This is a genomic window from Rhodococcus sp. 05-2254-5 (genome assembly GCF_002258575.1).
GTDB lineage: Bacteria > Actinomycetota > Actinomycetes > Mycobacteriales > Mycobacteriaceae > Rhodococcoides > Rhodococcoides fascians.
In genome coordinates this window covers 1-20,661 of record NZ_NOZG01000027.1, presented here as the reverse complement: position 1 = coordinate 20,661, position 20,661 = coordinate 1, and the positions used below count along the sequence as shown (strand labels likewise).

Genomic DNA, 20,661 nt, shown 5'->3' with positions numbered 1-20,661 from the left:
TCACTTTAAAGTGATGACGCTCGATTCCGCAATGATGTTGCGATCTACGGACCGGGGTGAACGCCAGGTCGGCAGTCCCCCGTAGCGTTGAGGTCATGTCTAGATCACCACGCCAACGCAGATCCCCCGCCGCACCTCGAAAGCGATCCTCCTCAGCGCTGTCGGCAGGGCACCTTCGCGTGATCGCGACGGGCGGTCTCGGCGAGATCGGCCGGAACATGACCGTCTTCGAATTCGACGGAAAGCTGCTCATCGTCGACTGCGGCGTGCTGTTTCCCGAGGAGCATCAGCCCGGCGTCGACGTCATCCTCCCCGACTGGAGTTGCATCCGGGATCGCCTCGACGACGTCGTCGCCATCGTTCTGACGCACGGACACGAGGACCACATCGGCGGCGTCCCGTATCTGCTGCGCGAGCGCGGCGACATTCCCGTCATCTCGTCGCGACTGACGCTGCATTTCCTGGCTGCCAAATTCGAGGAGTTCAAGGTCTCGACCACGCTGATCGAGGTCGAGGCGGGGCAAACCCGGCAGGAAGGCCCGTTCGAGCTCGAGTTCATCGCCGTCAACCACTCGATACCCGACGGTCTGGCCATCGCCATTCGTACCGACGCCGGGCTGGTGCTGCACACCGGTGACTTCAAGATGGACCAGTTCCCGCTGGACGGTCGGATCACCGACCTCCGGAGCTTCGCACGCCTCGGCGAGGAAGGGCTCGATCTCCTCCTCGTCGACTCCACCAACGCCGAAGTGCCCGGGTTCATGGTCTCCGAACGCGACCTGGTCCCGGCCATCGAAAAGGTGTTCCGCGAAACAACGGGACGCGTCATCGTCTCAAGCTTCGCCAGTCACGTGCACCGCATTCAACAGGTACTCGACGCCGCGCACGCGCAGGGCCGCAAGGTTGCGTTCGTCGGCCGATCGATGGTGCGCAACATGAAGATTGCGACCGACCTGAGCTACCTCGACGTTCCCGACGGCCTCGTCGTGGACCTCCCGAAGCTCAATCGGCTTCCGGCCAACAAGATCACGCTGATCTGCACCGGCTCCCAGGGCGAGCCCCTCGCGGCGCTGTCGCGGATGGCGTCGGGTGAGCATCAGATCAAGGTCGGCGACGGCGACACCGTGCTGATGGCGAGCAGTCTGATCCCCGGCAACGAGAACGCGATCTACCGCGTCATCAACGGCCTCGTCGACAAGGGTGCACGCGTGGTGCACAAGGGCAATGCGAAGGTGCACGTCTCCGGTCACGCCAGCGCCGGCGAGCTCGTCTACTGCTACAACATCCTCGAACCCGCCAATGTGCTTCCCGTACACGGTGAATCGCGGCACCTGCGTGCCAATGCCGATCTCGCCATCAGGACCGGTGTTCCTCGCGATCGCGTGATCATCGCCGAGAACGGAAGCGTCATCGACCTGTACGACGGCGTCGCACAGATCACCGGCTCCGTCCCCATCGAGCTGATCTACGTCGACGGCAGTGCCGTCGGTGGCGTGACGGAGGATTCACTGGCCGAGCGTCGCCTCCTCGCGAACGAGGGCGTGCTGACCGTCATCGCCATCGTCGATCCCGACACCGGGCTGCTGGTCGACGACGTCGACTTCATCGGACGCGGATTCGCCCACGAGGCAAACGCTTTCGACTCGTTGGCCAAGGCGATCGGCAAGACCCTCACACGCGAGAGCGACGTCAAGGTTGCCTCCCGCGAGAACATCGAGAAGCGCATCGTGCAGGAATCGGCCCGCTGGGCCAAGCAGACCCTGGGCCGCCAGCCCCTCATCGTCCCGGTGGTCGTGGACGGCTAGAACTGGGCGGTCCGATCTGGGCCGGTCAGATCTGGGCCGCTGCGCCGCGAGTCGACAGCACCTCGGTCAACTCCTCGGCGTAGGCGAGCTGCCGCCGCAACGTGCGGCAGCTTTCCTCGGCCTTGGTGTGGCACTCACGAACGAAGGCCGCGGCCGACGACCTCGCGTCGTCGGTCGCGTTCTCGTCGCCGAGAATGTCGAGGGATTCGAGTAGCTGTTTCATTTCGGCCAACGTGAAGTCGAGTGGCTTCATCCGGCGAATCACGAGCAGGCGTTCGACGTCGGACTCGGTGTAGAGCCGGAAGCCGCCGACGGTCCGAGCAGAGGGCGTGACCAGACCGACATCGTCGTAGTGACGAACCGTGCGAATCGACAGCTCGGTTCGCTGAGCTACCTGCCCGATCTGCATGTGTACGCCGTCGTCTGTCATGTGCCGCCTCTCTTCGCCCGACCAACCACCCTAGTCAGTGCTCGGCACCCAGGTTTCCACTGAGACGATCGTGCCGCTCGGTCGACGGCGCGTTCAGGCCCACGATCTCTACCGTCTTGCCCTTGGCTGCGTACTTGGTGGTGATGGCGTCCAGGGTCGCAACGGTCGACGCGTCCCAGATGTGCGACTCGGACATGTCGATGACGACGTTCTTCGGATCTCCGACGTAGTCGAACTGGTAGATCAGATCGTTGCTCGACGCGAAGAACAACTCGCCCTTGACGGCGTAGACGCGGGTGTCGTCGTCGGGATGTGCGACGTCGACAACCTCGGTCAGGTGTGCAACCCGCCTGGCGAACAAGACCATAGCGGTGATCACTCCGACCACGACGCCGTACGCGAGGTTGTGGGTGACCACGGTGACAGCGACGGTGGCCACCATGACGAGAGTTTCGCTCTTGGGCATGCGCCGCAACGTCTTCGGGTGAATGCTGTGCCAGTCGAAGGTGCCGACCGACACCATGATCATCACGGCGACCAATGCGGCCATCGGAATGAGCGCGACGATGTCGCCGAGACCGACCACCAGGATCAGCAGGAAGGTGCCGGCGAGGAACGTGGAGATACGGGTGCGGGCACCGGAGACCTTCACGTTGATCATGGTCTGGCCGATCATCGCGCAGCCGCCCATACCGCCGGTGAATCCGGTGACCAGATTCGCCACGCCCTGGCCCCAGCCCTCACGAGTCTTGTTGGAGTGCGAGTCGGTGATGTCGTCGACGAGCTTGGCCGTCATCAGTGATTCGAGCAGACCGACCAGGGCAATGGCCAGAGCGAACGGCGCGATGATCGACAGGGTGTCGAACGTGAACGGCACGTCCGGGATCAGGAACGACGGCAGCGAGGACGGCAGTTCACCCTCGTCGCCCACGTCCGGGACGGCCAGCGCGAAGACGAGCGTGACGGCGGTGAGAATCACGATGGCGATCAGAGGTGCCGGCACGACAGTGGTGAGCTTCGGCAGGAAGAACATGATGAGCAGTCCGACGGCGACCATCGGGTAGACCAACCACGGCACCCCGATCAGGTACGGCACCTGTGAGGTGAAGATCAGGATCGCCAACGCATTGACGAATCCGACCATGACACTGCGCGGGATGAATCGCATCAACTTGGCGACGCCGAGGACGCTCAACACGATCTGCAGCACTCCCCCGAGGATGACCGCGGCAATGAGGTAGTCGAGGCCGTACTCGCGAGCCAAGGGGGCGACCACCAGGGCGATCGCTCCGGTGGCCGCGGAGATCATCGCCGGTCGACCCCCGACGATGGAGATGGTGACGGCCATCGTGAACGACGCGAACAGGCCGACGCGCGGATCGACACCGGCGATGATCGAGAACGAAATGGCTTCCGGGATCAACGCCAGCGCCACCACCAGTCCGGCAAGAACCTCGGTCTTCAGTCGCCTCGGTGAGCGCAACGCACCCAGCACCGAGACGTCTTCGACGGCGGTGCCGGGCACCTGGGCAGCTCGAGACACGACGACTCCGTTCGATGGTTACGAGGGACGACAACCGGGATGGGCGTCCACTCCGCGAGCAACTCTACTCTTACCGGAGGGAAGGTTACCAATCATCGAAGCACGGACGACGTGCGCTAGATTTATACGAAAAGGCACGCCGGAACTCCCAGCGCGATGCAAGGAATGAATCGATGTTCTCGCTCAACAGGCTGTCCTGTTTCATCGCCGTCGCCGAGGAATTGCACTTCGGCCGCGCCGCCGAACGTCTCCACATGACGCAGCCGCCGCTCAGCAGACAGATCCAACAACTCGAGAGCGAAGTCGGCGTGCAGCTGATCGACCGCACGAGCCGGTCGGTGACCCTGACGGCCGCGGGATTGGCCTTCCTACCCGAGGCCCGACGCATCCTCGACCTCGCCGAGGGCGCACTGCTGACGGTGCGACGCGTTCCCACCGGAGACTTGGGGACAGTGATCGTGGGCTTCACCGGGGCATCGGCGCATGCGGTGCTCCCGCAGCTGCTCGACGCCGCGCGCGTGAAGCTACCGGACGTGAAACTCGTTCTACGCGAGATGGTCTCGGCGGTACAGATGGAGTCCTTGGCCATCGGCGATCTGGATCTCGGGTTGGCCAGACCCCCGCTCAAGCGACCGGGCATCGCGTCCCGGCCCGTACTGCACGAATCGTTGATCGCGGCGATGCCCGAAGAACACCCGCTGGCCGAGAAGGACGAACTGTCGGTAGAGGACTTCGACGAGCAGCCGATCATCATGTACTCGCCCGTCGACGCGCGGTACTTCCACGAACTGCTGATCAGCACCTTCACCATCGTCGGGGTCTCGCCGCGCTACGTGCAGTACGTGACCCAGGTACACACGATGCTGGTGCTCGTTCGCTCGGGAATCGGACTGGCCCTGGTACCCGAGTCGGCGTCGACCATGCGGCCGGAAGGCGTTGTGTTCCGACCGGTTCGGACCGTAAAGGAACGCCCCGTCGAACTCGACGCTGCCTGGCGCGTCGACAACGACAACCCGGCACTGCACCGCTTCATGACCGACGTGCTGCCGACGCGCGAGTGGGCGTGACGACTACCGCGGCGTCCCCACCGGCGGCTTGACGGCCGTCACCGGGCAGTGCGCCTCGAGGAGAACACGCTGAGAGATGCTGCCCATGAACAACTTTCCGACGGGCGATCGACGTCGGATGCCGATGACGACCAGCTGAGCCTGCTCGTCGAACGACAGGTCGATCAGGTTGTCGGCGTGCGAGCGGCCGGCCTCGTTGTCGTGAATCTTCGTCGTGACACCGACCGCCGACGCCTCCTCGCGAGCCGATTCGACGGTGGCAGCGAAGTCGGCGTCTGCCGCGCTGTTGTCCTCGGCGACGATGAGCAGATCCGTTCCGCGCATCTGGGCCTCGCGAAATGCGAAGGGCAGCGCGCCTTTTCCTTCGGTGGTCGACGAGTAGCCGACGACGACGGTCACTTCGTCACCGGCGTGACGAGGGAGCCGTCGGCCAGGAATCGATCGAGGTTCTCCAGTGTCAGTGCTTCCATGGCGGCGCGAGTCTCCACCGTTGCGCTGCCCACGTGCGGCAGCAGCACCACGTTGTCCATCGCCAGCAGGGCGTCCGGCACGTTCGGTTCGTGGGCGAACACGTCCAGGCCCGCACCGGCGAGCTGCCCGGAGGCGAGCAGCTCGATCAGCACCTCCTCGTCGACGACGCTTCCGCGCGCCACGTTGATCAGATAGCCCTGCGGCCCCAGCGCGTCGAGCACCGCGCGATCGACCAGATGGGCCGTTCCCGAGCCGCCCGAGGCGGCGACGATCAGTACGTCGACGCTCTCGGCGAGCGCTACAGGACTGGCCGCGTACACGTACGGTGAACCGTCGATCTCGTTCCGGTTGTGGTACGAGATGGGGCAGCGGAATGCGGTGAGCCGGTCCGCGATTGCAGATCCGATCCGGCCGAGCCCGATGATCCCGACTCGTTTGCCGGTGACCTGACGGGTCAGCGGAGTGTTGCCCTCGGCCGGCCAGCGGCCGGCCCGTACGAATCGCTCCGCGGACGAGAGCCCACGCACGGTGTCGATCACCAGGCCGACAGCGAGATCCGCGACGCAGTCGGTGAGCACGTCCGGGGTGTTGCTGACCCCGATGCCACGCTCGGTGGCCGCGTCGACGTCGGTGGTGTCGTATCCGACTCCGAAGTTCACGACGGCTCCGAGCTGCGGCAACCGCTCCATCAGCGCTGCGTCGACGCCGGTTCGGCCGGAGGTGACGACGGCGGTGATCGACGGGCCGTGTTCGGCCAGGAACTGCTCACGCTCGTCCCCGTCGGGCAAGGTCAGCGCGTCGTAGTCGGCAACCAGAGTGTCCATCAGGGACGGCTTCAGCGGCCCGACTCGGAGCACGCGGCCCCCCTGACGTGAATCTTGTTGCAACACAGACTTTTCCTGTTGACCGGTGGTCACCGTTGTTCTCCTCGCGATGTGGTGGAGCGTGCGCGTTTCCTGTACGGTATGCCGCTTCTCGGATACCTGTCCAACACGCAAATAACATGGACCGATACCCAAACGGCATGAACATGACCCTCGGCATGCAGGTAGACCTAACACGTTTCGGCGTTCGACCTGCTCAGAGGCGCTGAACTGCAAGCAGCCGCACTGATCCGGCACGATTGTGACGTGGATAACGGGCCGAAACGTCGCTTTCGTCCGGTTGACGGTGGAGATCACCCACTCCTACCGTGTGTCTACCGTCACAGATCCGAATGCGGCTCGATGACGCGTATCCCTTTTCCCACTGGAGGCCACCATGAGCCCTGCACTCTCCGTGCAGCAGGGACGGACCCATCGCGTCGCCGCTATTGCTGTTGGCGCACTAGCACTTTCATTGATCGCAAGCGGCTGCACCGTCGCGAACTCGAGCAACGGAGCCGCAGCCCGCGCAGACACCTTGCGCATCGTTCTGCCTCAGGAACCGCCCACCCTCGAAGCCTGCGACGTATCGCTGACGTCGGTCGGAGTGGTCACGCGCTCGAACATCACCGAGCCGCTGATGGAGCGCAATCCGAGTACCGGTGATCTCGAACCGAAGTTGGCGGACTCGTGGGAGCAGACCTCGGACACCGAGTGGACGTTCGCCATTCACCCCGGCGTGACGTTCAGCGACGGCAGCCCCTTCGAAGCCGAGGATGCAGCGTTCTCCATCGACCGCACCGTCAACTCCGAACTGGGATGCAACGTCGAGGGATACGTCTTCGGCGACGCCGACCTGGTGGTGAAAGCCGTCGACCCGTTGACGCTGACGGTGCAGTCACCCGAGCCCGATCCCATTCTGCCGCTGCGGCTCTCGTTCGTGGAAATGGTTCCGCGCACTTCGAGCTACACCGAGCGGGTACGCGAACCGATCGGCACCGGCCCGTTCGCGATCGAGCGGTGGGACTACGGCCAGAAGCTCTCCCTGGTACGCAACGAGACCTACTGGGGCCCGAAGCCCGAATACGCCAGGGCCGAATACCAATGGCGCAGTGAAGGCAGTGTCCGCGCGTCGATGGTGACCAACGGCGAGGCCGAGATCGCCACGTCGGTCGGACCGGAGGACGGTGCAGGCGACCTCGGCGTGGCCTATCCCAACAACGAGACCACGGCACTGCGCATGCAGGCCGCGCAACCGCCACTGGACGACATGCGGGTTCGGCAGGCGATCAACTACGCCATCAATCGCGACGGCATCGTCAAGGCGTTGTTCCGCGGACTCGGTTCACCTGCAGCACAGCTCATTTCCGAGGGCGTCGTGGGATACAACGAAGACCTGACTCCCTGGCCCTACGACATGGACGAGGCCAGGACGTTGATCGAGCAGGCCCGTGCCGACGGGGTTCCGGTGGACACCGAGATCCGTCTCATCGGACGCACCGGACAGTTCCCGAAGATCAACGAAACGGTGGAGGTAATCCAGAACTCGCTGTCCAAGATCGGCATGAACGTCAGGATCGAAATGATGGACGCCGCAGGTACGGCCGAATACCAGGAACGTCCGTTCCCGAACGTCGGGCCGTATCTACTGGTGATTCAGCACGGCAACCAGGCCGGCGACTCCGCCTTCACCGTCGATCAGTACTTCACCAGTGATGGGTTCCAGAGCGCCTACGGCACAGCGGACTTCGACAAGGAGATCGCCGCTGCCGGCGCTCTCACCGGAGAAGACAGGCAGGCCGCGTACGCGCAGGTCTTCGCGGACGAGCCGAAGGACATCATGCAGATGGCCTACATCGCGCACATGAACGGGGTGCTCGCCAAGGCCGCCTCCGTGGACTACACCCCGGACTCGGCCACGGTCGACGAAATGCATCTGGCCGCGATGACCCGCGCCGAAACCGAGAGGCCCTGACATGTTCAGATTTCTGCGCCGACGGATCTACACCAGCCTGATCCCGCTGTTCGTCGTTCTGCTGGGCGTCTTCTTCCTCGCCCGGCTCACCGGCGACCCCACCAGCCTGTACCTCCCCGAGTCCGCGACCCAGGCCCAACGCGAAGCATTCCGTGCCACCAACGGATTCGATCAGCCGGTCCTGACACAGCTGTTGGACTACTTCAAGGGTGTCGTGCAACTGGACTTCGGGCAGTCACTGCGCACCGGTGAGGACGCGTCGGCAATGGCCCTGCGCGCCTTCCCCGCAACGCTGCAGCTGGCGTTCGCAACGATGTTCCTCGCCATCCTCGGTGCGGTGATCATCGGCTGCTGGGCCGCATACCGGCCGAACTCGCTCGCCGATCGTATCTCGAGCCTGCTGTCGATGACGGCGGCGTCCATTCCCGACTTCTGGTTCGCCATCATGGGCGTCTACGTCTTCGCCATCCTGTTCGGTTGGCTGCCCACCTCCGGGGTGGACAGCGGAATGCTCTCGTGGGTGTTGCCGATCGCCACGCTGCTCATTCGACCGCTCGGCGTCCTGACTCAGGTCGTCCGTGGCGCGATGGTCTCGGCGCTGTCGGCACCATACGTTCGATTGGCGAGAAGCAAAGGGGCAGGAGACCTTCGGGTCGTCACCCACCACGCTCTGCGCAACGCCGCGGCACCGGCGTTGACCGTCGCAGGCGACCTGATGGTCGGGCTCGTCAACGGCGCAGTGGTGGTCGAGGCCATCTTCGGCTGGCCCGGTATCGGAAAACTGATGATCGACGCCATCCTGCAGCGCGACTTCGCTGTTCTGCAGGCGGCCGTGCTGTTGACGGCGGTGAGCATCTTCGTGCTCAACATCGTCATCGATGCCTGCTATGCACTGCTCGATGCCCGGGTTCGCGACAAGGTGAAGGTCTAAGAACATGTCACTCGACTTCGAAGCACCGAAAACATCCGAGCCGGAGGATGTTCCACCGACGGCTCCGGTGGAAGCCCGCAAGGCGTCGGCCCCGCTGTGGAAGCTACTCCTGCGAGACAGGGTGGCCACCGTCGCTGCCGCAATCCTGGTGCTGGTCTTCCTCACCGCAATCTTTGGCCCGATGTTGGTCGGGGACGCCGCCACCGACCAAGATCTCGACCGCTCCAATCTGCCTCCGTTCACCCTCGACACCGGCTGGATGAACATCTTCGGCACGGATCCACTGGGACGCAGCATGTTGGCACGGCTGATCGTCGCCAGCAGAACCACACTCTCGGTGGCCATTCCAGCAGTGATCCTCTCGGCGATCATCGGCTCGTTCATCGGTATGTGGGCCGGTTTCCATCGCGGCTGGCGCGAGACCGCGGCGATGCGCGTCGCCGACGTCATCCTCAGCTTTCCGTCCCTGCTGATGGCCGTCGTTGTGCTCTACGTCTTCTCACCGAGCGCCGCCAATATCGTTCTGGTGCTGACCATCACGCGAATCCCGATCTACCTGCGCACCGCTCGCGCCGAGTCGGCCGAGCTGCAGAGCCGACTGTTCGTCGACGCCGCCCGCACGTTCGGTGCCACGAGCGGGTCGGTGATCCGGCGTCACGTGGCCCCGATTCTGCTGCCGACTCTGCTGACCGTCGCAACCCTGGACTTCTGCTTCGTCATCCTCGCCGAGTCGTCACTGAGCTTCCTGGGCATCGGCATTCAACCGCCCGACGTCTCCTGGGGCCTGATGGTCTCGCAGGGCCGTACCTACCTGCAGACCGCCTGGTGGCTCTCCTTCTTCCCCGGCCTCGCGATCGTGTTGACGACCGTCTCGGCCACCGTTCTCGCCGCCTGGGCCCGCATCGCCACCGATCCCGCGCAGCGGTGGCGACTCAATGTCCCCCGCTCCAAGCGGTCTCGCCTGATCCCCGCACGAAAGGTCGTCTCATGAGCGCACCGGCAACCAGCGCACCGTCGGCGCGACCCGACACCGGCAGTGTCGCCCTGGACGTACGCGGACTGACCGTCGACCTGCGAACGCCGTCGGGCGTCATCCGCGCCGTCGACAACGTCACCTTCAGCGCACGCCGCGGTGAAACCCTGGCTTTGCTCGGTGAATCCGGCTGCGGAAAGTCGATGACAGCACAGGCCATCGTCGGGTTGCTCGAGCCGATCGCCGACATCACCGGCGGCTCGGTGGAGATGGGCGACGTCGATTTGGTCACCGCCAAGACCAAGGTGCGACGCACCATCGCGGCCACAGAACTGGCCATCGTCTTCCAGGATGCACTGACCGCACTCAATCCCGTCTATACCGTGGGAACTCAACTGGCCGAGCCGTTTCGGATCCACCGGGGTATGTCGGCCAAGCAGGCGCGAGTCGAGGCCATCGCCCTGATGGCCCGCGTGGGTATCCCCGAGCCCGAATCACGCGCCGACTCCTACCCACACCAGTTCTCCGGCGGCATGCGGCAACGCCTGCTGATCGCGATGGCCGTGGCCCTGAGTCCGTCGGTACTGCTGGCCGACGAACCGACCACCGCCCTCGATGTCACCGTGCAGGCGCAGATCATGGCACTGCTCAAGGAATTGCGCACCGAGCACGACATGGCCGTCGTACTCATCACCCACGATCTCGCTCTGGTGGCCGAAGAGGCCGATCGAGTGGCAATCATGTACGCGGGCAACGTCGTCGAGACCGGACCGGTGGCCGAGGTGTTCGGCGAACCGCGCCACCCGTACACCAAGGGACTGCTCGACTCGGTTCCCGTTCACGCCGTACGCGGTGAGGATCTGAAGTCGATCGGCGGCACCCCGCCGGATCTGCATTCCATTCCCAGCGGATGCGTCTATCAGGCCCGCTGCCCGATCGCCCGCGACATCTGCATCAGCGCTCGCCCGCCGCTCGAATCCGTCGGCAACGGCCGTATGTCGGCATGCCACTTCCCGAACGAGGTATCCAGCCATGTCTGAGCAACTGCTGACCGTGCGCGGCCTGAACAAGACCTTCGACGTCGGCCGCGGCAAGCTCCGCGCCCTCGATGCCATCGACCTGGATCTGCGACGCGGCGAAACCCTCGGCCTGGTCGGCGAATCCGGCTGCGGCAAGTCCACTCTCGCGCGGACGTTGATGATGCTCGAACGCCCGGACTCGGGGACCGTCGCCTTCGACGGCATCGATCCCTTCGCTCTGCGCGGCAAAGAACTCCTCGCGTGGCGTCGACGGGTGCAGATGGTGTTTCAGGACCCGTACGGTTCACTGAACTCGCGGATGACGGCAGGCGACATCATCGGCGAACCGTGGCGAACTCACAAGAGCCTGTACAAGACTCGGCGCGATCGTTCGGCACGAGTACGCGAACTGCTGCACCTGGTAGGCCTGCGACCGAGCGACGAGAACCGATTCCCGCAGGAGTTCTCCGGCGGTCAGCGGCAGCGCCTCGGCATCGCGCGCGCTCTGGCACTGAACCCGGACGTCATCATCTGCGACGAGCCGGTGTCGGCTCTCGATCTCTCGGTCCAGGCCCAGGTGCTCAACCTGCTCAACGATCTGCAGAAGCAACTCGGCATCTCCTACGTCTTCATCTCGCACGATCTCTCGGTGGTCCGGCACGTCGCCGACCGAGTCGCGGTGATGTACCTGGGCCGCATCGTCGAATCAGGCGCTACGGAGGCAGTATTCGATCGGCCCGCCCACCCCTACACCGCAGCGTTGATGTCGGCCGCACCCACACTCGACGCGTCGAGCCGCGGGGACAAGATTCTGCTGAAAGGCGAGGTGCCGTCGCCACTGAATCCGCCGTCGGGATGCCGTTTCCGTACTCGCTGCTGGAAGGCGACCGACCTGTGCGCGAGCGACGCACCACCCGTCGCACACGACGCCGACGAGGCCGATCATGTTGCCGAATGCCATTATCCGCTCGTGGCAGGGAATCTCGGTCTCGTCGCCGCCGGAACATGACACTCACGCACCTGAGTGTCACCGGCTTCGTCGTCGTCGCCCTCGCGATCTTCTTCGCATCCGCGATGCAGGCGTCGATCGGCTTCGGCATGGGCATGCTGGCCGCCCCCATCGTGGCCACCGTCGACCCCGGACTCGTACCGGGAACGCTGATCATGCTCGCGGTCGTGGTCAGCGTGCTCGTACTGGTACGCGACCGGACGGCTCTCGATCTCTCGGGAGCCGGATGGGCACTCGCCGGACGACTCCCCGGCTCGGTGGTGGGCGCGCTCCTACTGGTCCTGTTGCCCGAACGCGGGCTGGCGATACTGTTGGCACTCGTGGTCCTGGGCGGCGTCGCGCTGACGTCGTTCGGCTGGGTTCCGTTGCCGCACAGACGTAATCTCGTCGTCGCCGGGGCCGCGTCGGGAGTTCTGGGGACCGCCACCTCCATCGGTGGGCCACCGATGGCTCTGGTGTGGCAAGGCAACTCCGGAGCCGAACTCCGCAGCACGATGAGTTGCTTCTTCCTCGTCGGCTCGATCATCTCCATCGCGGTGTTGACGGTGGCCGGAGCGGTGAACAGCCACACCGCCACGCTGTTCGCGTTCCTGGCCCCAGCGACAGTTCTGGGGTTCCTGCTCTCTCGGGTGATCAACCGAGTTCTCGATCGGCGACGCCTACGTATCACGGCAATCGCCGTCTCGGCCGTGGGCGCGATCGTGCTCGTCGTCCAGCAAGTACTGGCCCTGACGTGAGTGAAGCGTCACGTGTTGCATCGGCTCCAGTGGGTAACCGGACCCGATGACTACGAACACCACGCGCGCGTTGATCGTCGGTGCCACCGGCATTTCCGGGCAGGCGCTGTGCCGCGCAGCACTCGATGCAGGCTGGACCACCTACGGACTGAGTCGGAGCGGCAGTACCCCCGTCGACGGCGTCGTGCCGGTCGCGGCGGATCTGCTCGACCCGCAGTCCCTCGAGGACGCGCTGAAGGACGTCCGCCCCGAGGTCGTGTTCTTCACCGCGTGGATGAAGAAGGACTCCGAGCAGGAGAACATCGAGGTCAACTCGGCGACCCTACGCAATGTGCTCGATGTTCTCGGCCCCCTCGATTCGGTGAAGCACGTCGCGCTGATGACCGGACTCAAGCACTACCTCGGACCGTTCGATGCATACGGTGAGGCCGTGATGGCCGAGACGCCGTTCCATGAGACCGAGGACCGCCTCGACACTCCGAACTTCTACTACGCGCAGGAAGACGAACTGTTCGCCGGCGCAGACAAATACGGGTTCGGATGGAGCGTGCACCGCGCTCACACCGTCTCCGGTTTTGCCGTGGGCAACGCGATGAACATGATGCTGACGCTGTCCGTCTACGCGTCGATCTGCAAGGAACTGGGCGAGAAGTTCGTCTTCCCCGGCTCCGAAACCCAGTGGAACGGGCTCACCGACCTCACCGACGCCGACTTGCTCGCCGAGCAGATGGTCTGGGCGGCAACCGACGACAACGCGCGCAACGAGGCGTTCAACATCGCCAACGGTGACGTCTTTCGCTGGCGCTGGCTGTGGCCGCAGTTCGCCGAGCACTTCGGCATCGAGCCCGAGGGCTTCGACACCGAACCGCGTCCCCTCGAACCCCGCATGTCCGACGCGGCCGCCGCGTGGAAGCGCATCGCCGAGAAGCACGATCTGGTGGAGAGCGATGTCTCCCGCCTGGCGTCGTGGTGGCACACCGACGGTGACCTCGGCCGCGACATGGAATGCCTGACGGACATGAACAAGTCCAAGAAGGCCGGCTTCCTGGGCTTCCGATCCACGCCCGATGCCATCGCCTCGGTGATTCAGCGTTACCGAGATGCGCGCCTGATTCCCTGAGCGGCTGCGCCGCATGTGCGTGGAAACTCGACCCCTGCTACGAGTTTCCACTCACATGCGCGAAGCGCTCTCGCACCGCCGGCGTGGGGTCTGCCTCGTATGTCTTCGAGGTGGCCTGCGCCCAGGTCGGCGGTTCACTGGTCCCGGCCAAAGTCCATGCTGCCTGGCGCGCTGCCCCGTCGGCGACGTATTCACCGGGCTCGGGTACGGCCACCGGCACCCCGAGAATTGCCGGGGCCAAGGCTCGGAGCGCCGCGGACTTGGCACCGCCGCCGATGAGCAGTACGCGCCGCACTTGCACTCCCTGTGCACGCAGGTAGTCGATACCGTCGGCCAGTCCGCACAGCAGCCCTTCGACGGCAGCGCGAGCGAGATGGCCCGGAGTCGAATTGTTCAGTCGTAGTCCATGAATCGCACCGGACGCATCGGGGAGATTGGGCGTCCGCTCGCCCTCGAAGTACGGCACCATCACCACACCGTCGCTCGTCGTCGACAGAGCCAACCGCGACAACTCGTCGTGATCGACGCCCAGCATCCGCGCCGTCGCATCGAGGACACGCGCCGCGTTGAGCGTGCACACCAACGGCAGCTGACGCCCGGTGGCGTCGGCGAATCCGGCGACCAGGCCCGAACCGTCGGCCGCGGCGGCGGTGGTCACCGCCGAGACGACACCGGACGTGCCGATCGAGACCACCACATCACCGGGCTGCGCATCGAGGGCAAGCGCCGCCGCGGCATTGTCTCCGGTACCCGGGCCGATCAGCGCACCGGCGGCAGTGTGGCCTATCGCCTCGTTCGGCGCAGCCACGCGGGGCAGCAGTGGGTTGCGGCCACGAAAGCCCAACTGCAACAGATCCGTTCGATACTCGTTCGTGGCCGCCGAGAAGTATCCGGTGCCGCTCGCATCGCCGCGATCGGTGGCCAACGCGTCGAGCCCCGACGCGCCACCGAGCTGCCAGCCGATCCAATCGTGCGGAAGGCACACCGCCGCAGTGCGATCGGCGTTGTCGGGCTCGTTGTCGGCGAGCCACCGCAGCTTGGCGACGGTGATCGAGGCCAACGGAACCACGCCGACGGCGTCGGCCCAGGCCTGACCGCCGTCGCCACCGGTCTTCTCGCCGAGCTCCGCGATCAGATCCTCTGCCGCCTGGGCCGATCGAGTGTCATTCCACAGCAATGCTTTACGGACCACGGATCCGTTGTCGTCGAGGCAGACCATGCCGTGTTGTTGCGCGCCGACCGACACCGCAGCGACATCGTCCAGCCCGCCGGCGGCGTCGACGGCCTCGTCGAGTGCTTCCTTCCACCGCTGCGGGTCGATCTCGGTGCCGTCGGGATGACCGGCACGGCCGTGACGCACCAACTCCCCGGTGTCGGCATCGCGAACGAAAACCTTGCACGATTGGGTGGAAGAGTCGATTCCGGCAACGAGAGCCACGATGAGCTGGTCCTTTCGTACGCAAGTGTGACCTACGACCCTACCCGCGGGGCGTGGTCGCCTCGGTCACCAGCGTGCGTGCACAGGCGATGGCCTGCGGGGTGGTGTCGAAGACGTGTCGAGCGTCGTCGTCCTTGGTGGTGAACACGCCCAGGGCTGCGAGGGGACGCAGGTGCTCGGGCTTGGCACCGGAGATCAGGACGGTGATGTGTCGGTGTTCGAGTTCGGTGATGGTGTCCTTGAGAACAATTGCGCCGGTGGCGTCGATCGTGGTGACTCGGGACATGCGCAGGATCACCACCTTCACGTCCGAGACGTCGGCGAGTTCGAGCAGGAAGCTGTGCGCGGCACCGAAAAACAGCGCACCGTCGATGCGGTACGCGACGATGTGTTCCCGCAGCAGGTCGCCTTCTTCCTTCGAGACCGCATCGAGTGTGTTCAACGGGACCTGCTCGACCGTGGCCGATCGCGCAACGGCCCGCAGAGCCAGGACGGCAGCGAACCCGACGCCGACCGCCACCGCCGTCACGAGATCGAAGACCACCGTGACGAGGAAGGTCGCCGCCATCACCACGGTGTCCCCGCGGCCGGCGCGGGTGATCGCCCGGATGGACGCGGTCTCGACCATCCGCACCGTGGTTGCGAGCAGCACTCCGGCGAGGGCTGCAAGCGGGATATCGGCGACCAACCCCGCCGCGGAGTACATGATGGCGGCGAGGATCACCGCGTGGGTGAGGGCCGCGAGCCTGGTGCGGGCACCGGATCGAACGTTGACCGCAGTCCGGGCGATGGCACCTGTGGCGGGGATGCCCCCGAACAGGGGTGCGGCGATGTTCGCTAGGCCCTGTCCGAACAATTCGCGGTCGGGGTTGTGGCGAGCGCCGACGCCCATCGAGTCCGCGGCGGTCGCGGACAGCAACGATTCCAGGGCAGCCAGAGCGGCGACGGCACACGCCGGGGCCAGCAACGCCGTCACGTCGCCCAGGTGGAAAAAGCCCAGGCTCGGCGCGGACAACGACGACGGAATGGTGCCGATGCGGGCGATGTCCAGATCGAACAGCTGGGTGGCCACGGTAGCGGCAGCAACCGCGACCAAGGAGAACGGGATCTTCGGTGCCAGGCGGCCGCCGACGAGCATGACGATCGCGACGGCGATCGCCACAGCGGGGGTGAGGATGCTCGCATGCGCAACGAACGAACGGACAGCATCGAACGCGGACTGCCAGACCTTGTCACCTTCCGCGTCCGTGATACCCAGCGCCGACGGAACCTGTTGCAGTGCAATGACAACGGCGATGCCCGCGGTGAATCCTTCGATGACGGGCGCGGGCATGTACCGCACGGCTCGGCCGATACCTGCTACCGCGAGCACCAACAGAATGATCCCGGCCAGCAGCCCGACCGCGAGCACTCCCGTCGGCCCGTATTCGGCAACGATCGGGACCAGCACCACCGTCATCGCACCGGTCGGACCCGATACCTGAAACCGTGAGCCACCGAATACCGCGGCCACGACTCCCGCGATGATGGCGGTGGTCAGTCCCGCCGCTGCACCCAGCCCGGTGCTGACTCCGAATCCGAGCGCGAGGGGCAGCGCCACCAGCGCCACGATGAGGCCGGCGAGAAGATCCGAACCGGGTGCGCGTAGCGCGGGCTTCCACTCGCTCCAGCGGGGTAGAAGGGCGGATACCGCCCTCAGGGCGTCGTTCGTGCGGGTGCGTTTCGTCGGTTCGGACATGCGACGCTTCCTGAAAACTCATCGTTCTTGATCCAGTTAATTGCTAAGTTTAGCAAGTAATGAATCAAGTCGCCGCGAGATACTGCGCACCATCCGCGATCGTCAGGTCAGTTGCGCGATCCGGACTCGCCGTCCAGCAGTTCGACCTGGTTGGCCACCACTCCGGTCAATATCTCCCGGGCCACCACGAGGAGGTCCGCCACTTTCGGCGACGTCAGCGTGTACGACACCGACAATCCCTCCCGAGTGCCCTCGATGAGACCCGCGCGACGCAGAATCGACAGCTGCTGCGACAGATTCGCCGGCTCGATGCCCACCTCGGGCAGCATCTCGGACACTGCGTGTTCACGTTCGCTCAACAGTTCCAGCACTCGAATGCGCGCGGGATGAGCCAACGTCTTGAAGAAGTCGGCCTTCATTCTGTACAGCGGTCGACTCGAATCCGTGGCCATGACGTCCTTCCGCTTCGCCGAGCACTGCGAAGCAGGCTACTTGCGAACACTAGCAATCAGCCACCGAGAAGGACGACCTCAGTGCCCCTGCCGAAACTCCGCTACCTTCACTGGCATGCGCGGAGAACCCGAGGAATCCACCGACTTCAGGCTGACCGTGGCCACCGCGGCCCTGGATCTGTTCTCGGTCAAGGGCTACGACTCGACGACGGTGGACGACATCGCGGTGGCGGCCGGAATCTCGCGTCGAACGTTCTTCCGGCAGTTCCGCGCCAAGGAAGACGTCGTCTTCGCCGATCACGAGATTCTGCTCGAACAGGTCGGCGCTTTGCTCGCGTCCAACACCGGCGACCCATGGCAGGCCGTCTGCGATGCCGCCCAGTTGGTGTACGAGCGATTCTCGGACTGGAAAGAGATGTCGCGGCTGCGATATCAGGTGGTGCATCGAATTCCCGCCCTCCGCGATCGCGAGATCGTCACCGTGTTCCGCTACGACCGTCTCTTCGTCGAATATCTGCAGCGGGCGCTACCCGACCACCCTCATCTGGAGATCCTGCAGTTCTCCGCCTCGGTGACCGCGACCCACAACTACTTTCTACGACGGATGATTCGCGACGGCCTGCCCACGTCCGTCACCGACTTGCGCGCAGCGTTGGCGCAGGTCCGCGCCCAGTCCTCCGGAGACGTCGTGGTCGCGACATTCCCGCGGGGCACGTCCGTGAACACCGTCGCCGACGCGTTGGCCCGCCACCTTCCGGAGTGACACCCACCCAAGATGGCACTCAGTGCCGTCTTGGCGAGCCCCACCCTTGAATCGGGGCCGGTCCGGTCGTACACTGAGGTGAAGCTTGGCACTGAGTGCCCTTTCTGGGCAGTGCTGTACCCCCGACATCGCGAGGAGCGTGGCCGACATGGCCGGAAATCCCGACTTCGATCTCTACCAGTCACCCGAGGAGCACGAGGAGCTGCGCGCAGCGATCCGGGCCCTGTCGGAGAAGGAGATCGCCCCGTACGCCAAGGAGGTCGACGAGGACTCGCGCTTCCCGCAGGAGGCGCTCGATGCCCTCAACGCCTCCGGCTTCAACGCCGTGCACGTTCCCGAGGAGTACGACGGTCAGGGTGCCGACTCGGTTGCCGCCTGCATCGTCATCGAAGAGGTCGCCCGCGTCTGCGGCTCGTCCTCACTGATTCCCGCCGTCAACAAGCTCGGCACGATGGGCCTCATCCTCAAGGGCTCCGAGGAGCTCAAGAAGCAGGTCCTGCCCTCGCTCGCAGGCGGCGCGATGGCGTCGTACGCACTGTCCGAGCGCGAAGCCGGCTCCGACGCCGCCAGCATGCGGACCCGCGCGAAGGCCGACGGAGACGACTGGATCCTCAACGGCTCCAAGTGCTGGATCACCAACGGCGGCAAGTCCGACTGGTACACCGTCATGGCCGTCACCGATCCCGACAAGGGCGCCAACGGCATCAGCTCGTTCATCGTGCACAAGGACGACGAAGGATTCGTCGTCGGCCCCAAGGAGAAGAAGCTCGGCATCAAGGGTTCGCCCACCGCCGAGCTCTACTTCGAGAACTGCAAGATCCCCGGAGACCGCATCATCGGTGAGCCCGGTACCGGGTTCAAGACCGCGCTCGAGACCCTCGACCACACCCGGCCCACCATCGGCGCACAGGCCGTCGGCCTCGCTCAGGGCGCTCTCGACGCAGCCATCGCATACACCAAGGACCGCAAGCAGTTCGGCACGTCGATCTCGAGCTTCCAGGCCGTGCAGTTCATGCTCGCCGACATGGCAATGAAGGTCGAAGCTGCCCGCCTGATGGTTTACAGCTCCGCGGCACGCGCCGAGCGCGGCGAGAAGAACCTCGGATTCATCTCTGCCGCAGCGAAGTGCTTCGCCTCCGATGTCGCGATGGAGGTCACCACCGACGCCGTCCAGCTCTTCGGCGGTGCCGGCTACACCACCGACTTCCCCGTCGAGCGCATGATGCGCGACGCCAAGATCACGCAGATCTACGAGGGCACCAACCAGATTCAGCGTGTCGTCATGTCGCGGGCGCTGCTCAAATGAGCAACATCGAACTCGTAGGCGTCATCGGCGGCGGCACCATGGGTGCCGGTATCGCCGAAATGTGCGCCCGCTCCGGTAGCTCGGTGCTGATCCTGGAAACCAGCCAGGGCACCGCCGACGCCGCCGAAGCACGCCTGGACAAGTCGTTCGCACGGGCCGTCAAGTCCGGCCGCATCGACGCCGACGCGGCCGAGAAAGCCCGCGCCGCAATCTCGTTGACGCTCGACATCAACGATTTCGCCGATCGCGATCTCGTCATCGAGGCGGCACCGGAGATCGAATCACTGAAGCTGGATCTGTTCGGCAAGCTCGATTCCATCGTCAAGCCCGAAGGGATCCTGGCGACGAACACCTCGTCGATCCCCGTCATCAAGATGGCCAACGCGACGAAGCGGCCCGGCCAGGTCGTCGGAGTGCACTTCTTCAACCCGGTGCCGGTACTGCCGTTGGTCGAAATCGTCGTCAGCCTCCTCACCAGCGAGGAGACCGTCGACGCCGTCACCGATTACGCGGCGAACACCCTGGGCAAGAAGACGATTCGTGCGGGCGACCGTGCGGGATTCATCGTCAACGCGCTGCTCATCCCGTACATGGTCTCGGCCATCCGGATGCTCGAATCCGGCTTCGCCAGCGCCGAGGACATCGACGACGGCATGGTCAACGGTTGCGCCCACCCCATGGGACCGTTGCGTCTGACCGACACCGTCGGCCTCGACGTCACCCTCGCGGTCGCAGAATCGCTGTACGCCGAATTCCGCGAGCCGCATTACGCTCCGCCCCCGCTGCTGCAGCGCATGGTGGACGCGGGAATGCTGGGTCGCAAGAGCGGCAAGGGTTTCTACACGTACTCCTAGCCCACAGCCTTGTTTTTCCGGCACGCCCCCCTTCTGGATCAATGCGGCATTCAGCTACTCCGAGTAGCTTGCACAGCTCCCCGGAAGTTGGACTGAGTAATTCAGTTCCGACTACCGGGGAGTTTTGTATGCGTGCACGAAGTTCACTTACCGAGGATCAGCGGGTC

The 20,661-nt window shown here is 64.9% G+C and carries 19 protein-coding genes; 12 read left to right on the top strand and 7 right to left on the bottom strand.

Annotated elements, in window-relative coordinates:
• Window positions 1–95: 95 nt before the first annotated feature.
• Entirely contained in the window at window positions 96–1,805 is a 1,710-nt protein-coding gene (locus tag CH278_RS18060; protein ID WP_045841016.1) for a ribonuclease J, read from the top strand.
• 25 nt (window positions 1,806–1,830) lie between these two features.
• On the opposite strand, the gene CH278_RS18055 is transcribed toward CH278_RS18060, so the two are convergent.
• Window positions 1,831–2,235, bottom strand: coding sequence for a MerR family transcriptional regulator (locus CH278_RS18055; protein ID WP_032383326.1), 405 nt, complete (start codon window positions 2,233–2,235; stop codon window positions 1,831–1,833).
• A gap of 34 nt (window positions 2,236–2,269) precedes the next feature.
• Window positions 2,270–3,778: a SulP family inorganic anion transporter gene (locus CH278_RS18050; protein ID WP_027495310.1), complete on the bottom strand. Its 1,509-nt coding sequence runs from the start codon at window positions 3,776–3,778 to the stop codon at window positions 2,270–2,272.
• 173 nt (window positions 3,779–3,951) lie between these two features.
• On the opposite strand from CH278_RS18050, the gene CH278_RS18045 reads away from it, so the two are divergent.
• A complete protein-coding gene (locus CH278_RS18045) occupies window positions 3,952–4,845 on the top strand; it encodes a LysR substrate-binding domain-containing protein (RefSeq protein WP_094622540.1) in 894 nt (297 codons plus the stop codon).
• A gap of 3 nt (window positions 4,846–4,848) precedes the next feature.
• On the opposite strand, the gene CH278_RS18040 is transcribed toward CH278_RS18045, so the two are convergent.
• A complete protein-coding gene (locus CH278_RS18040) occupies window positions 4,849–5,244 on the bottom strand; it encodes a universal stress protein (RefSeq protein WP_094622539.1) in 396 nt (131 codons plus the stop codon).
• A complete protein-coding gene (locus CH278_RS18035) occupies window positions 5,241–6,140 on the bottom strand; it encodes a 2-hydroxyacid dehydrogenase (RefSeq protein WP_179274555.1) in 900 nt (299 codons plus the stop codon). Before CH278_RS18035 ends, CH278_RS18040 begins: the two co-directional genes overlap by 4 nt.
• A 436-nt stretch (window positions 6,141–6,576) precedes the next feature.
• Between CH278_RS18035 and CH278_RS18030 the strand changes: the two genes are divergently transcribed.
• Genes CH278_RS18030 through CH278_RS18000 form a run of 7 tightly spaced genes read left to right on the top strand, consistent with a single transcriptional unit; the run spans window position 6,577 to window position 13,943 of the window.
• Entirely contained in the window at window positions 6,577–8,154 is a 1,578-nt protein-coding gene (locus tag CH278_RS18030; protein WP_094622537.1) for an ABC transporter substrate-binding protein, read from the top strand.
• A gap of 1 nt (window position 8,155) precedes the next feature.
• The gene (locus CH278_RS18025; protein WP_027495305.1) at window positions 8,156–9,085 is read left to right on the top strand and encodes an ABC transporter permease; all 930 of its coding nucleotides are present in this window, start codon (window positions 8,156–8,158) and stop codon (window positions 9,083–9,085) included.
• A 4-nt stretch (window positions 9,086–9,089) separates the two neighbouring features.
• Window positions 9,090–10,076, top strand: a complete 987-nt coding sequence (locus CH278_RS18020; RefSeq protein ID WP_094622536.1) for an ABC transporter permease — start codon at window positions 9,090–9,092, stop codon at window positions 10,074–10,076.
• Window positions 10,073–11,098, top strand: a complete 1,026-nt coding sequence (locus CH278_RS18015; RefSeq protein WP_094622535.1) for an ABC transporter ATP-binding protein — start codon at window positions 10,073–10,075, stop codon at window positions 11,096–11,098. Before CH278_RS18020 ends, CH278_RS18015 begins: the two co-directional genes overlap by 4 nt.
• Window positions 11,091–12,086, top strand: coding sequence for an ABC transporter ATP-binding protein (locus CH278_RS18010; RefSeq protein ID WP_094622534.1), 996 nt, complete (start codon window positions 11,091–11,093; stop codon window positions 12,084–12,086). The genes CH278_RS18015 and CH278_RS18010 overlap by 8 nt, the downstream gene beginning before the upstream one ends.
• Window positions 12,083–12,823, top strand: coding sequence for a sulfite exporter TauE/SafE family protein (locus tag CH278_RS18005; protein WP_371128958.1), 741 nt, complete (start codon window positions 12,083–12,085; stop codon window positions 12,821–12,823). The genes CH278_RS18010 and CH278_RS18005 overlap by 4 nt, the downstream gene beginning before the upstream one ends.
• Before the next feature lie 46 nt (window positions 12,824–12,869).
• Window positions 12,870–13,943 carry an SDR family oxidoreductase gene (locus tag CH278_RS18000; RefSeq protein ID WP_094622533.1) on the top strand — a complete coding sequence of 358 codons (1,074 nt, stop codon included), beginning with the start codon at window positions 12,870–12,872 and terminating at the stop codon, window positions 13,941–13,943.
• 37 nt (window positions 13,944–13,980) lie between these two features.
• Here CH278_RS18000 and CH278_RS17995 read toward each other — a convergent pair whose 3' ends face one another.
• The 3 genes from CH278_RS17995 to CH278_RS17985 all read right to left on the bottom strand — a co-directional run bounded on the left by CH278_RS17995 (window position 13,981) and on the right by CH278_RS17985 (window position 17,571).
• Complete coding sequence (locus CH278_RS17995) at window positions 13,981–15,381, bottom strand: xylulokinase (RefSeq protein ID WP_094622532.1); 1,401 nt, start codon at window positions 15,379–15,381, stop codon at window positions 13,981–13,983.
• A 40-nt stretch (window positions 15,382–15,421) separates the two neighbouring features.
• Window positions 15,422–17,119: a SulP family inorganic anion transporter gene (locus tag CH278_RS17990; RefSeq protein ID WP_094622531.1), complete on the bottom strand. Its 1,698-nt coding sequence runs from the start codon at window positions 17,117–17,119 to the stop codon at window positions 15,422–15,424.
• A 107-nt stretch (window positions 17,120–17,226) separates the two neighbouring features.
• Window positions 17,227–17,571, bottom strand: coding sequence for an ArsR/SmtB family transcription factor (locus CH278_RS17985; protein ID WP_032374764.1), 345 nt, complete (start codon window positions 17,569–17,571; stop codon window positions 17,227–17,229).
• A 115-nt stretch (window positions 17,572–17,686) separates the two neighbouring features.
• On the opposite strand from CH278_RS17985, the gene CH278_RS17980 reads away from it, so the two are divergent.
• The 3 genes from CH278_RS17980 (at window position 17,687) to CH278_RS17970 (ending at window position 20,494) form a co-directional block, all read left to right on the top strand.
• Complete coding sequence (locus CH278_RS17980) at window positions 17,687–18,334, top strand: TetR family transcriptional regulator (protein ID WP_027495296.1); 648 nt, start codon at window positions 17,687–17,689, stop codon at window positions 18,332–18,334.
• Between the two features lie 148 nt (window positions 18,335–18,482).
• Window positions 18,483–19,640 (top strand): acyl-CoA dehydrogenase, encoded by a 1,158-nt coding sequence (locus tag CH278_RS17975; protein ID WP_027495295.1) that lies wholly within the window; start codon window positions 18,483–18,485, stop codon window positions 19,638–19,640.
• 5 nt (window positions 19,641–19,645) lie between these two features.
• Entirely contained in the window at window positions 19,646–20,494 is an 849-nt protein-coding gene (locus tag CH278_RS17970) for a 3-hydroxybutyryl-CoA dehydrogenase (RefSeq protein WP_283548657.1), read from the top strand.
• Window positions 20,495–20,661 lie beyond the last annotated feature (167 nt).